This is a genomic window from Thioalkalivibrio sp. ALJ16 (genome assembly GCF_000377345.1).
Taxonomy (GTDB): domain Bacteria; phylum Pseudomonadota; class Gammaproteobacteria; order Ectothiorhodospirales; family Ectothiorhodospiraceae; genus Thioalkalivibrio.
The window spans coordinates 105,867-120,417 of sequence record NZ_KB898042.1 but is presented as its reverse complement, the minus strand read 5'-3'; the positions used below and the strand labels follow the sequence as shown (position 1 = coordinate 120,417).

The 14,551-nt window shown below is 63.4% G+C and carries 9 protein-coding genes; all 9 read right to left on the bottom strand.

What is annotated here, in order from left to right:
* Positions 1-135 precede the first annotated feature (135 nt).
* The gene (locus D000_RS13405) at positions 136-3,222 is read right to left on the bottom strand and encodes an alginate lyase family protein (protein WP_018872900.1); all 3,087 of its coding nucleotides are present in this window, start codon (positions 3,220-3,222) and stop codon (positions 136-138) included.
* Between the two features lie 212 nt (positions 3,223-3,434).
* Entirely contained in the window at positions 3,435-6,137 is a 2,703-nt protein-coding gene (locus D000_RS0107400; RefSeq protein ID WP_026279832.1) for an alginate lyase family protein, read from the bottom strand.
* Between the two features lie 64 nt (positions 6,138-6,201).
* Complete coding sequence (locus D000_RS0107395) at positions 6,202-7,134, bottom strand: glycosyltransferase family 2 protein (RefSeq protein ID WP_018872898.1); 933 nt, start codon at positions 7,132-7,134, stop codon at positions 6,202-6,204.
* Entirely contained in the window at positions 7,131-8,759 is a 1,629-nt protein-coding gene (locus D000_RS0107390) for a hypothetical protein (protein ID WP_018872897.1), read from the bottom strand. The genes D000_RS0107395 and D000_RS0107390 overlap by 4 nt, the downstream gene beginning before the upstream one ends.
* Positions 8,760-9,201: 442 nt before the next feature.
* On the bottom strand, positions 9,202-9,582 hold the full coding sequence (locus D000_RS0107385) for a type II toxin-antitoxin system VapC family toxin (protein WP_018872896.1): 381 nt from the start codon (positions 9,580-9,582) through the stop codon (positions 9,202-9,204).
* Positions 9,579-9,785 (bottom strand): AbrB/MazE/SpoVT family DNA-binding domain-containing protein, encoded by a 207-nt coding sequence (locus D000_RS0107380; protein ID WP_018872895.1) that lies wholly within the window; start codon positions 9,783-9,785, stop codon positions 9,579-9,581. Before D000_RS0107380 ends, D000_RS0107385 begins: the two co-directional genes overlap by 4 nt.
* A gap of 176 nt (positions 9,786-9,961) precedes the next feature.
* Positions 9,962-10,945, bottom strand: a complete 984-nt coding sequence (locus D000_RS0107375; RefSeq protein ID WP_018872894.1) for an IS110 family transposase — start codon at positions 10,943-10,945, stop codon at positions 9,962-9,964.
* 281 nt (positions 10,946-11,226) lie between these two features.
* Entirely contained in the window at positions 11,227-12,393 is a 1,167-nt protein-coding gene (locus D000_RS0107370; RefSeq protein ID WP_018872893.1) for a nucleotide sugar dehydrogenase, read from the bottom strand.
* Between the two features lie 232 nt (positions 12,394-12,625).
* The gene (locus tag D000_RS0107365) at positions 12,626-14,527 is read right to left on the bottom strand and encodes a nucleoside-diphosphate sugar epimerase/dehydratase (protein WP_018872892.1); all 1,902 of its coding nucleotides are present in this window, start codon (positions 14,525-14,527) and stop codon (positions 12,626-12,628) included.
* Positions 14,528-14,551: the final 24 nt, after the last annotated feature.

Sequence of the window (14,551 nt, the reverse complement as noted above, 5' to 3'; positions counted from 1 at the left end):
CCATATTTTTGCTAAATAATCGACAGCCGAAGCCGTTCGATCGAAAACTCATTTGAACATAGGAAATCGCCAAGCTTCTCCGTTACCGCAACCACCCACTGTGCAACACCCCTGCTTCAACCCTTTACCCTCTAACTACAAGTCGTTTGAACTAGGTAGCTGATGTATACCCCCCATGCAACTGAATGCTTTTTCAGCTTGAATAGCCTGCGCTGAATTAGTCTGACCAAACTGCTCCAGGATGCCCTGAATCCCCTGATTGACAGAAAACTGAAGACTCTTCCTTTTAGGCGAGCGATCCAGAGCGCCACCACGCTTCCGGGTCTCCAAAGACTCGCCATGATTAATCAAGTAAGCCACGGCAGGAAAATCTACTTCTTCGATGTTTTTTCCTAAGGACCTCGCTTGTTCGGGGTAATTGCGGTGCTTTCCAGAGTAGAGGCGCGAGAACCGCGCCCTCTTATCATTCGCGTCCTTTGGAAGCTCGGACGCCCGCACAAAAGGGATGAAACAAGAGCCGCAATAGGAGTAGAATTTCTCTCTCTTCTCGGTCAACAGGTTACGATTACAGTCGACAACATACCCACGATTTATATAATAGCCGGACGAGTTGTCGTGCCTCAGAATCCATTCGACTAGGTTCTTGTGTACCCAGTCGTCCGCATCCAGACAAAAGGCGTAAACCCCGTCATATCCTTGATCTCGGAGCCAGCCCCCCGCGAGACGGGTCTTGTTTTTTTTATCTTGTACCCCTTCAGAAACAGATGGAGGCGGCGGGAAATCAGCCCGAAGCCAGACAATATTCGGATGCTCCCCGTACCGCGATGGAGGAAGATCATGATAAACGACAAGAGCGACCCATCGTGAGTCCGCCTGGTTGACGACACTGGCCAAGGTATTATCCAGATTGGCCACCACGGAATCCCAGTCCATAGCGCGAGCTTTAGGTATAACAGGGATTATAAACGCGAAAGGCGCATGGTCGGTCTGGGGGCTGGCACCTTCGACTGGCACGCCAAGAGAGATAGCCAGCGGCCAATAGGTAGAAACTCCATCATGCGGCGAAAAGCAGGGCACCAGCGAATCAATGCTTTCGCCATAGGATTGGGTTGTATGCAAAAAGGATTTAAACAAGTGCTTAATGGGCTGGAAACGCCGATGGTCGAAGTCGTCGATCTGAGGATAAGGCCACGGAAAGCCTTCGTGTGCCAGCAGCCATTCCACGGCCTTGCGTAAGGGATGGTCGGGTTCGGCGGCACGCGCAACAAAGCTGCCGTCGAAACGGGCGGCCAGGTTCAGCAGGTTCAGCCAGCCCTGCAGGGTGAAGCAGCAGTAGTGGGCCGTAATGGGGCGGGTCATCTCCTCGTACTGGATTCCGGTCGGGGAGATCTGCAACGGGATGCGCTCTTCGGCACGGGCCAGCGTGGCGTACAGGGTATCGTGGTCATCCAGGAATGCGGCGATCGCGGCCACCTGCAGGTCGTAATAGGTGCCGTGGTTGTTTCGCGCCTGCGCTTCCTTTGTGCCCTGCTCGCTGGTGAGAAGCCAGTCGAGGTATTCGCGGAACCAGGCGCGCAGGCGCTCCAGTTGGTCGCGGGACAGCGCGCCGATATGGTGCAACAGACGCACCGCATCCAGGGCGTAATACAGATCCTTCATCTCGATGATGCCGCTCTGGGCGCCGCGGTTCTTGTTGTGGCCCCAGCGTACCTGCGCGTAGGTGAGATGCGGGTTCATGCGCGTGGCCGGGTCGATGAACCAGCGCTCCAGCCAGCGAACGGCATGGATGGCGTAGCCCTGGTCTCCGGTCACGAAGGCGGCCAGGGCCAGGGTCGTGGTGTCGTCGAACAGCCGCTGCAGCCGGGTGCGGTCGTAGCGGTGGCTCTCCGGCTCGTACATGCGGGTACCGGGCACGCGCTCACCGTCCCGCCTTACATAGGGCAGACCATCCTTCGTGTCCGGGTTGGGCCACCAGTAGGGCGCGGGGTGATAGTAGTCCTGCAGGTCGCCGGAGGGGCCCGGCTCGGGCTTGTCCACCGGCGATTCCGGCTGGCGTTCCAGCGCATCCGCTGCGTTCTGCAGCAGCGTTTGCAGCAGCCCGGCCCGAGGGCCGGACTCGCTCTGCTCCTGGTGCTCGGCGCGCAGCGCTTCGATCGCTTCAAAACGGTAGCTGGTCAGGCCGATGGGATCGGGCTGCGCAGAGACTTCCCGCGTCACATGGTTGATGGCCGCACGAATGGCCTTTTGCCGCTCGCGCCCGCGGTTCTTGAAGCTCTCGGTGGTCGAGGCCTCGAGATGGGCCTTGCCGCTGGCAAGGCGCGCCACCCAGCCAGCCACGCCCCAGGCACCGGCGTCGGATGAGGACTCCTCTCGTGGCTGTTCCCAGGGGTCGTCCTTCCAGCGGTCCCATTTGCCGGGAATACCCAGGCGCCAGAAGAGTGCCACCTTGGGGCGCCGACCGTAGGGGTGGTTTTCGCCAAAGCGTTCGCGGGCATCGCGGCGGAACAGCAGCTGCGGCTCTTCCACCGGGCTGGGGGTAAAGTCGTCCCGCAGCAGCTCGGCATTATCCGTGATGCGCTGCATGGGCACGGCGAAATACGGCAGGTACGGCGCGGCGCGCACGGCGGACCAGATCGCCTCCCAGGCGGAGGGGGTAACGAAACAGTTGCCATCCCACGGCAGCACCCATTTGGCGCGGCTGCGTCCGTCCTCCAGCGCGGCGTTGCGCGCCCCGTTGTTGTTCATCAGGTAGAGGTTCTTCTCCCGGTGGGCCGCGGTAAGCACCCGTTCCTGCTGCAACGGCCCCAACTCGTAAAAGCCGGCGGAGCTGAGAAAGCCTGGTTCCGGATAAGCGGAGTAGTCCCACCCGATCTGCGCGAACGCCGCGGCCTCGAACGGGATCTCCAGGTACGACTGGCCGTGCTGCTCCAGCAGTTCAATAATCGCCTGGCGTTCGCCGGCATCAAAGATGCGGTTGAGCACCCAGCGCTTTTCGCAGTCTGCCAGCTCGGGCTCGTTTTCCAGGATAAAGCGCACGTTCTGGCGCGACTGGCCCTTGGCATGGCGCGGGTAGAGGTCGTTCCCAATGATGCGGTACAGAACAAAAGTGTCCGGCTCGCTGCTGAGCACCGATTGCTCGTAGGCGGCTTTACGCTCCGCATCCGCCGGGCAGCGGTGGGCGTACAGGGTTTTCAGTTCGTCAGGCAGGTTATCCAGGTCCATGGTTCTTTTGCTCGTTCAATCCGTTCGGGGGCTGTAAAAAACCCTTTCATCAGTGGGTACGGGCACGCAGTAACACTTGCGCAACCAGGTATGCAAATCGTGCCAAGCCGGTCTCCCCACGGCGCCCGGCGTGCCCGTAGTCCGCACGTACCGGGGCATGACCCCGGAAACCATGGGGCCAGGCATAGTTGCGATCATTGAACCAGCTCAGCTCAGAAGCGTTTGGGTCGTTTGGGCAGCCGCGTGCGGTCGGCTGGCCGGCGCATGATAACCCGACGGTAGGCCCGGCCGGCTATTCGGACCGGCGCCATGATCTTCCAGCTCGTGGAGTTCACCAGGGCGGTGATCTTTTTTTCCAGCGCCAGGGCGTAGCGACGGATGGCCTCGATATCGCCTTCGGCGATCCGCCCGGCGAGCTCGTCCCGCCCCAAACGGGCGTACTCCGAGTTCATCGCGCCGGGGCGCGAAGGCCACTGGTTGTGCCCGGGCACACGTCCGCCGACCAGCCCCTTAAGCCGCCGATGGAGCACCCGGCCCGCACCGGGCGTACGCCAGGACCGGCTGCTTAACAGGGCGGTGTACTGCTTTTCCAGTTTTTCCGCATAGCGGACCATTTCCTGGTAGTGGCGTGCGCGCTCCCGGCGCTCCTTTTTCGCCCTGGCGATTTGCTTGGCGTCTTGCTTCGCACTTGCCGGCTTCGCACGCCGGGGCGCTGCCGCGTCACCCTGGCCTGCCGGGGCCGGGTCGTTGTGGACGGTGGAGGAAGCCACCACAGTATCGGCCGATGGGCCCGCATCGCCCGCGCGAGCGGCATACCACCCCCACATCGCGTTGGCGGTATCCAGCTGCGCCTGCAGGTACTGCAGCTGCCTCTCATGCTCCTGTTGCAGGCTATCGGCCTCGGCCGGCTCCTGGCGGCCGGGCTCGGCCGGGGCAGGCGGGCGGCTGCGCAGCTCGGTCAGTTGCTTGCGCGCATCCCGGAGTTGCCGTTTGAGCTCGTTTTCCTGCTCGGCATTGCGCTCCCACATCGTGTTGGCGGCCTCGATCTGGGCCTGCAGGTAGTGCTTCTCCCGTTCGTGTGCATCCCGGTATTCCCGAAGCTCCCGCTGCTTGTCTGCCTCGGCCGCCTCGATGGACTGCTGATGCTCCGTGCGGGCTTCCTCCAGCCGTTCCTGGGCGTTTTTGAGCGCCTTGCGAGTGTCGGCGCACTCCTTGCGGCTGGCATTGAGCTCGCTGCGCAGCTCGCCGAGTTTGTGCTTCAGCTCGGACTCTTGTTCGCCATGGTGGCCCCACATGGTGTTGGCGGCCTCGATCTGGGCCTGCAGATAGCGCTTTTCCTTCTCGTGCGCGTCCTGGAGGTCTTGCAGTTCCTGCAGCTTGGAGGCTTCGGTTTCCTCCAGTGCGGCCTTGTGCTCTGCGCGAAGCTGTTCCAACTCCTTGCGGGTGTCCGCGAGCTGCTGCTCAAGGGCCTCTGCCTGTTCGGCATGGCGGTTTCCGGTGGCAGTGGCCGCGTCCAGCTGAGCCTGAAAGCCCTGGCGTTCGCGGTCGTGCGCTTCCCGGATGTCGCGAAGACTCGCGTCTGTCTGTTCGGCCGCACGTTTGCGTTCGGTCGCGAGTTGCTGACCGCGCGCCTGGGCGATATGCGCCAGGGATCGCAACTGAACGCCCAGATCCTCCAGCCGGGCGATTTGCTCGCCGTCCCAGTGCGGCGTGGTTTGGCCGCCGTCCGCGGCCGCCGCGCCACACAGCGCGTTACCGTCCGGCCGCCACAGATTCTCCAGCAGGTGATGGCTGCGGGTCACGCGGCGCAGCCAGTCGTGCGCCACCCGAAAGCCGTGGCCATCGGCCTCGTGCGGTTCCCATAGCTGGAGCCCGTGCTTCTCTCCCACGCGGCTGATCAGCGCCATGGCCATGACCGTGAATGCCACGTAGTCCTGGGGGTACGCGCGCTCCAGCTCCGCGGGCAGGCTGCCGTCCTCTTGCATCTGCGCCTGCAGGCGCGGGCTGGAGACATCGCGGGCGATGCCGGTCGCCAGGTCGTCCTTGCCACAGAAGTCGGCGTACACCATCCGCTGCAGGTCGTACCAGAAGGCGATGTTGTTGTTGCGGCTGGCGGCGGCCTTTCCGAACTCGCTTTCCGTCATCCACTGCAGCAGCTCGGAAAACCATTTCTGGATGTGGTGCACGTCGTCCGCGGCAAGGCCACCCGCCGCCTCCAGCAGCCGGGCCGACTCGGTGATGTAGATCAGACGCCGGGCCTCGATGATGCCCTGCCAGCGACCATCCTTCTCGCCAGGTGCCGCCTGGGCATACTCGAAGTGCGGGTTCTGCCGGGTTTCCTCATCCACACACCATGCCCGCAGAAAGCGCGCCCCCTGGTCCGCATAACGCCGGTCGCCGGTCAGGAAGGCCGCCAGCGCGAGCGGGAGTACGGCCTCCGCAAATGCCTCAAGCTCGGAGAAATCGTAGGTGTCGGAATAGCAGTCCGGGTTGATCCGCCCGTCCTCCCGGACGAAGGGCAGACCATCGGGGGTATCCGGGTTGGGCCACCAGTATTTGGCCAGGCTGTAGTAGTCGTGTGGGTCGCCGGATGCGGGCCTCCCCTGCTTGTTCATCACCGAGAAGGGGCCACGCTCCAGCAATTGGTCGGCTTTTTCGCACAGGCTGTCCACTGCCCGGCCGATCTCGGGATCACCGGCTTCGTACCGGTCTTTCATGAACGCGAGTTGCTCACCTCGAAAAAGACAGGTATCCGGCTTGACCAGAGAGGCGTCGGCGTCGTGAGCGGCGGGGACCCGAAACCAGACATAGCCCAGCGGCACACCGAGACACACGTCCAGAAGAATCGCCTTCTCGATGGAGACGAAACCGCCACCTTGTTCGGCTGGACCGGAAGGATGAGCTTCTGTCGGCATTGTGTGGCGAATCCTTTTGCGGTTGTGACTTTTGGTTATATACCCACTCGGTGCGGGGTGGACGCTATGGCCGCTGACGGCGCGACAGGCGCATCAGCAGACGCAGCATCTCCATCAGTTCGTGGCCCCACAATCGGGACTGCACAGCCAGGCTGACCAGCCGATACCGGACGGGGTATTGGCTCGCCAGCGTATACCGGTAATACAGGGGTACCGGCGGCAGCAGTGTCCGCAACACCCAGTACGCACGCGAGATCCTCGAGCCGCACAAGATCTGCCCACCTTTGATTCGACGCGCCTTGGCTACCACTTCTTCCCAGGACTCGCGGGCCGGGTGGTACACCAGCGCCTCTGGGACAAAGCGGATTGGATACCCGCGGGCAACCGCGCGGCGGCAAAGATCAGCATCACCGCCCGAAAATCGCGTGGCGTCGAAACCACCCAATTCCTCCAGAACCGGCCGTGGAATCAGAAGATTCGCGGTGGCGGCATACCCGCGGCGCACGTAGTGCTCCTGCGGGATGCCGCGAATCAGGTCATAGATCTGGTAGGCATTGGGGCGAAGAGTGTCTGCATACATCTCGACGGGGCCGGCCAGCAGAACGTTTCCGGGCTCTTTTCGGCTTGCGTCTCTCATGGATTCGAGCCACTCGGGCGCAGGACGGCAGTCCGCATCCGTGAATACCATCCATTCCCCCGCGGCTGCCGACACCCCGGCATTTCGGGCTGCGTAGGAACCTCGCCTGTCGCACTGCAGGATACGAACGTTACGGGGAAGCGTTTTGGGCGCCGTGAAGGCCTTCAAGCCGTTGTTGATCAGAATGACTTCGAACTCGTCTTGCGGCAGGGTCTGCGCTCGCAGGCAATCCAGCAGCTCGGGTACAAGCGACCAGTGATCATAGACCGGCACAATGACAGAGTAAGCCGGGCGGGTTGGCTGCTTCCCCTCGCACTGGCATGTCACGTCGGTTGCAGTCACGGCAGGAGCCCCGGTCATGACGGCTCAACCTCCAGAACCGCGGCCTCGTGCTCCGCTGTCAGCAGCCCGACGATTCGCGGCACCAGTCTGAGCGCCCGGGTATAGCGCTGCCGGTCAAAGTGCATCTCGAATTCAAAACTCGATGCCGCGAGTGTCAAACCGCAGTGCGGGCAGCCGAGCTCGTCGCTCATCTCCTCGAGTGCCTGCAGGCTTTTCGGCTTGCCCGGCCAGGAGGCCCCTGCGGGCTCGATCACCCATTGCCCCCAGTGGATCAGGCACGCCTGCCCCGAGCGGGTCAGCACAATGTTGCCAGGCCCTATGCCAGCGGTTGTGAGCGCAGGAGGCAGCGCCGCAAGCTGGTCGCGCCAGTTTTGCAGCTGGGCGCGAAGCGCATCCAGTTTCGTCTGTGTTGCGGGATCGGTTACGGCGATCTGCAGGCGATCCAGCATGCCTTCGTGCAGGCGCTGCCAGAGCATCAGCCGGGAACGCTGGTAACGAGTCAGCAGGGACTGCGGCGGACGCACCAGGAGCAGGGCTTTGCGAATCTCCTCTACGCCCTGGGAGGCATCGCCCTGGCGTTCCGGCAGATCTTCGGGGGCTTGCAGCACGTGGCAATGAAAGCCTCGAACCTGCGTGGCGCCGACCCATTTCAGCCCGGGCAGGCCTTCTGGGGAATCCGCCAGCAAGGTCGCTTCGTGCTGGGCGTACGAGGCGCGCCCAGGGGCGAACAGCTTGATGAAGAGGCTCCGCTGCCCTGGCACGACGCAGTGCAGGACACCCACATTGGAAACGTCTGTCTGCCACCACTGGATATCCATGTCGGCGGGCACAGTCTCGCCAAGCATTTCCGACATCAGGTCCGGCACCCATTCCCGTCGGGCTTTTGGCGCCAGCAGCGTCCAGATCGATTCCTTTTTGTCGTCCTCTTCCGGGCTGAAGGCAGTCGAGTGGAAGAACAACGCGCTCAGCTTGGCCTTCTGGCTGTGCTGCCCCACCAGCCCCGAGACCACACTCGACAGCCGCCCAAAGCTCTGGCGCGACAACAACAACGCGATGATGGCGGGGATCAGCCCCGGTGGATCCAGATACAGGAAATCGATTACCAGGTACGCAAAGGCCAGCATGAAACCCGTACCCGAAAGGACGCTTAGCCAGGCGTTCAGGTTCTCCTTAAAACGGTTGCGGAAACCCGTGTTCGTGGCAAGCACGCTCACGAGCACCGCAGTTACCAGGAGCAGGTAGCCGGAGACAAGGAACGCCACACCCGGATACAGCCAGAACAGAACCACCACGGCCAGTAGCAGGAACACAGCTCCCGCAATCACCTCGGCATGGCGCTTGTACGCGCGGGCGGCGAGCTCGTCCTGGTTCTCGAACAGGACCATCTTGCGGCTGCGCGCGAGCAGGGCCCGGGAGCCCCGCTCGCCACCGAACTCCACGATCCGTTCCGCCACCAGGTACAGGGCGTAGAACGCGACGGTGGCAATACTCAGCCAGACGATCAGCGCATCGCGGTCAAACTGCTCGAAGGCCGGCGGGAAATACCGCGGGATACCGTCCGAGCCCAGCAGGATGATGACCTTCAGGGGAAGGAAAAAGGCGAGCAGCATGGACAGCTGCGATACCAGAGTAAACAGCACCACCCCACTGGTAGCCGTTGGGACGGCCCAGAAAAACTTGGCTCCCAGGCGGCTATTCCATCTCAGGCTGTCCAGAATGTCGCGAATCAAGCTGTTCAACCGCTGCCGGGATCAAGGAGACAGGATCGTCGAGAGGCCTCGGTTCCTGTATGCGAAAAGGAGACAAGGATACTACGCCCCTCATGGCAGCCGACAGCTTGAAAATCCCGATCTTGTCGGTCCGATCACGGATATCGCCAGCAATACAGCAGGCTGCGATGACGCGGCTCATGCAAATGGTGCCACCAAAGTCCCAAATCAACCGACGCCGGCCGATGGCATCGCCCACTACCCCATCGCGCACAGGGCTGCGCTCCTACAGGTCTCGGAGCCACCACAGAAGTGGGAGGCCAGCCCTCTGGCCGATTGGCATCACCAACGCCCCATCGCGCAGAGGGCTGGCCTCCTACGGGGAAGGCTTCGGGATGTAGTGAACAGCTGGAAGCCCGTCGAAATCCGCGTCCTGGGTCCAGAGGTCGGCCTGATGGGCGCGCGCGGTGGCGTAGATGATGCTGTCGGCGAGCGGGAGGCCATGTTGGGCGCCGAGACGGGCAGCGGACAGGGCCAGAGGCCCCGTGAGTTCGACGAGTTCGCCCTGCTGCATCAGTGCGGCCGCCTGCAGGGCCGCTGCCTCGCCTCGTTGTTGGAGCACCCGTTTGAAGACTTCATAGAGGCTGAGCGTGGGCACGATCAGTTCTGCCGTGGTTTCGATTGCGTCTGCAAACACATCGGCGTTCGGGCCGTCGGCAAAGTATTCCAGCCACGCGGACGAATCGACCACGTTCACACGCGGTCTCCGTCGCGCGGGATGTCGGGGTTAATGCCCTTGAGAAACCCCCGCATCTCGCTCATGCGCCGTTCGGGAATCAGCTCGATACGGTCGTCGTACGCCACAATCTGGACCTTCTGGCCGGCACGAAGATGCAGCGCCTCGCGTACCGCCTTGGGGATGACGACCTGATATTTAGGAGAGATGGTGAGGGCTTCCATTTCAGCACCTTGATCGATCGATAATTCGTTTTACCAATGTAGCATCGATGCCGTAGACGAGCGAGCGATCCTTCGCCCCTTGGCCGATTGGGGGTTATACCCAGCGCCCCATCGCGCAGAGGGCTGCGCTCCTACAGCAATCGCCCCGTGTAGATACCGTGTCTCGGTCACTGGGTTCAACCGGTGCTGCAGCGAGGCTGGTACGGCTGCTGCGACTTCAGCACACCGAAGGCGATGTGCAATAGCTTGCGCATCGCGGCGCCGATTGCCGCCATCTTCGCCTTGCCGCGCCGCAACAGCCGCTGGTACTGCGCCCGAACGTCGGCATTGTGGTGCGCGGCCGTGACCGCCGCCATATAGAGCTTGCGTCGCAGGCGGCTGGAGCCGGCCTTCGCCAGCCGCGGTCGCCGCTGGACCGAGATGCCCGATTCCTGCTGGACCGGCACCAGTCCATGGAACGCCGCCGCCTGACGGGCACTCTTGAACGCCCGGCTGCGCAACGTCGCGGTCATCGAGGCCGATAACACCCGGCCGATCCCGGGGATGCTCTCCAGCAGGGCCCGATCCCGCTTCAGGTGGTCATGAACGTCGAAGTGGTCGTCGATCTGCTGCTGGAGACGCCGGTGTTCCTCGCGCAGGGCCTCCAGCACGTTGCCGATGGACTCCTGGGCCAGCGCATCCTCACTGAACTGCGCCTTCTCCAGCCGGTTCTCCTCGCGCCGGATGTCCTGCTCCAGCGCCTCCAGCCGCCCCAGAAGACGCTTGAGTTCCCGCACCTCCGGGGGTTCCGGCTGCCACGGTGCGGGCGCGCGTTCGATGCCGTAACGCGCCAGCATCATGCTGTCCTTGCGATCCGTCTTGTTGCGCACCCCCATGCCTTGGGCGTGGAAGCGCACTTGGGCCGGGTTCAGTACATAGACCCGCACGCCCTGCTCATGCAGCCAGTACGCCAGGGGTTCGTGATAGATGCCGGTGGCCTCCAAGTACACATGTAGTGCCTCGGGCGACTCACCCGTGTTGCGCTCGAGCCAGTGGAGTAGTTCCGGGTACTGGTCCCGGCGGTTCGGGAACACCTTGGGCTTGACCTTGCCCGCCTCCAGGTCCCGCACCCACATGCAGTCGAGCTTGTTCTTGCTGACATCAATGCCAATATGAGCCATCTCGTCCTCTCGCCTTGTCCGTACAGCCTCACCCGTCCGTCACGGAGGGGGGCTTGGATACCGTGCAAACTTCGAGATGAAAACGGGCTCGGGGACCGATCTACCAATCAGGCTCAAAGCCTCAGGAGGCCAACGGGTTGCCCCGAGCCCAGTGCCACAGATGGTAGCGAACCGTCTGCGACGACACACAAGGAGGCCAGCCCTCTGGCCGATGGGCCTGTCCAACATCCGATCGGCCAGAGGGCTGGCCTCCTACAAGGGAGGGAAGGCGTGGAAACTGATCAGTCGCTATTGAAGAGGTCGCGGGTGTAGATTTTGTCGGTCTGGTCGCGGATGTCGTCGGTGATGCGGTTGGCGACGATCACGTCGCTGATGCGCTTGAACTCGTCGAGGTCGCGGATGACGCGGGAGCGGTAGAAGTCGTCGTCCGGGAGTTCCGGCTCGTAGACGACGACCTCGATACCCTTGGCCTTGATGCGCTTCATCACGCCCTGGATGGCGGAGGCACGGAAGTTGTCGGAGCCGCTCTTCATCACCAGCCGATAGATGCCCACCACCTGCGGATTGCGCCGAATGACCGCGTCGGCCACGAAGTCCTTGCGCGTGCGGTTGGCGTCGACGATCGCGCCGATGATGTTGTTGGGGATCTCGTCGTAGTTCGCCAGGAGCTGCTTGGTGTCCTTCGGCAGGCAGTAGCCGCCGTAGCCGAAGGACGGGTTGTTGTAGTGGCTACCGATACGAGGGTCCAGGCAGACGCCGTCTATGATCTGGCGGGTCTCCAGTCCGTGAGTCTCGGCGTAGCTGTCCAGCTCGTTGAAATACGCCACACGCATGGCCAGGTAGGTGTTGGCAAACAGCTTGATCGCCTCGGCCTCGGTGGAGTTGGTGAAGAGGATCGGGATGTCCGCGTCCACTGCGCCTTCCGCCAGCAGGCCCGCGAAGGTCTCGGCGCGGTCGGACTGCTCGCCCACGATGATCCGCGACGGGTGCAGGTTGTCGTACAGCGCCCGGCCCTCCCGCAGGAACTCGGGAGAGAACAGGATGTTGTCGGTCTCCATCTGCGCGCGGATCTCGCGCGTGTAGCCGACCGGCACGGTAGACTTGATGACCATCGTGGCGTGCGGGTTGATCGCCAGCACGTCGCGGATCACGGATTCGACGGTGCTGGTATTGAAGTAGTTGGTCTGCGGGTCGTAGTCCGTGGGCGTGGCGATGATGATGAAGTCCGCGCCTTCGTAGGCCTCTTGCTTGTCCAGTGTCGCCTTGAGGTTGAGTTCGCGGTTCGCGAGGAAATCCTGGATCTCGGCATCGATGATCGGCGACTGCCTGCGGTTGATCTGTTCGACCTTCTCCGGCACCACGTCCAGCGCGACCACCTCGTGGTGCTGCGCGAGCAGGACGGCGTTGGAAAGCCCGACATAGCCGGTTCCGGCGACTGCGATTTTCATCCCTTGCTTCCTTTCTGTCTAAATCTGTGTGTCTGCGTTTACGGTTGCCCGGGGCCTGTAGGAGCCGCCTTGGCGGCGAAGCCCCTGCCAGGGTCCGGCTTTGGCAGGGGCTTCGCCTGCGAGCAGGCTCCTACGGGGGGCTGGCCCACCGGCCGCGATTATGCACGGCCCGAGGATACTGGGGCGTCATGGACAATGATGCGATCGGGGGCACGAAGGGCTAACGGCCTGCTTACCCCGCGAACCGTTCTTGCGGCGGGTGGTCGGCCGGGGCGTATTCGTGCACCACTGTCCGGATCGTGTGGCAGGCGCGCTCGGTATCCATTTCGCGGTCGGCCTGGTCGAGCTGATTCAGGGCCGCCTGCAGGTCCCGTGGCGCGACGCAGTCCTCGCGTGCGCGCATGATCCGGGTATGCGTGGTGGGCTCGACGTTGTCGCCGATCAGCAGTTCCTCGTAGAGCTTCTCGCCTGGGCGCAGGCCGGTGAAGACGATCTCGACCCCGTCCTCGGGCATGCCGTCTTCCTTCACCTGGCGCCCGTGCAGGCGGATCATGCGCCGGGCGAGGTCGATGATCCTGACCGGCTCACCCATGTCCAGCACATAGACCTCACCACCCTCGGCCATGGCACCGGCCTGGATGACGAGCTCGGCCGCCTCGGGGATGGACATGAAATAGCGCGTGATCTCCGGGTGGGTCACCGTGACCGGCCCGCCATCTCGGATCTGCTGGTGGAACAGCGGCACCACGGAGCCGGAGGACCCCAGCACGTTGCCGAAACGCACCATGCTGAAGATCGTGCAGCACCGCTCGCGGGCGCGGTCCTGCAGGACCATCTCGGCCAGGCGCTTGGTGGCGCCCATCACGTTGGTGGGGCGCACGGCCTTGTCGGTGGAGATCAGGATGAAGCGTTCCACGCCCGCGTTCAGCGCGGCTTCCGCCAGGACGGCGGTGCCAAAGACGTTGTTGCGCACGCCCTCGATCAGGTTGGACTCGACGATCGGCACGTGCTTGTAGGCCGCCGCGTGATAGAGGGTCTGCACGCCGTGTTCTTCCAGCACCGCGGCCACGCGCCGCGCATTGGCCACGGAGCCGAGGACGGCGTGGATCGCCGGGTACTGCTCCAGCTGTGCCGCAACCTCCTGCATCTCGCGCTCGATGCTGTAGAGCGCGAACTCGTTGCGCTCGAACAGGATCAGCGCGGCCGGCTCCAGGTGGATGATGCGACGGCAAAGCTCCGACCCGATGGAACCGCCCGCCCCGGTCACCATCACCACCCGACCGCGCACGCTGCGGGTGAGCAGCTCCGGGTCAGGGGGAACGGGATCCCGGCCCAGCAGATCGCCGATGTCGACGTCCTCCAGCTGCTCGAGGCTCGCGTGTCCGGAGACCACAGCCTCCATCGACGGCACGGTCTGCACGTACACCGGCAGCGGTTCCAGTTGCTCGAGGATGCGGCGGCGCGCCTGGCGCGTCGCGGACGGGATGGCCAGCAGCACCCGACCGACCCGGAAACGATTGACCAGACGCGCGAGGTGGGCCGGCTTGTGAACCGGAATGCCGTCGATCGAGCTGCCCTGCAGGCTGCGGTCCTCGTCCACGAACGCGATCACGCGGAAGCGGCCTCCGGCCTTGAGCCCGGACAGCAACTGCACACCGGCCTCGCCGGCCCCGAACACGATCACCGGTTCGGCGCCCGCGGCTGCCTCGATGATGGAGCGATACCAGGTGCGCACCAGGAACCGGCTGCCACCGACGTAGATGAAGGCCACGATCGCGAAGTTGATCGGGACCGAGCGCGGGAAGCTGTCTATACGACCGATCGCCGCCGCCGCCCACAGCACGAGTGCGAGCACGGCCACACCGGCTGCCACCGCCCAGATCGTCCGCGACCCCATAAAGCGGATCACGGCCCGGTAAAGGCCCAATTTTGCGAATACCGGGATGCCCACCAGCACCACCAGCGGGAACAGCCACCAGGTCTCCAGCATGATCGGCGGGAACGGCTCGGCCAGGCGGATGGCGAAGCCGGACCACAGCGCCAGCGGCAGCATCACGACATCCGCCAGCACCATGAGCCAGCGCTTACGCGAGCGCGGCAGATTGAGCAGCCTTTCCAGGCTCCGGCTCAGCATGAGCTGCAACACCCTTTACGCATT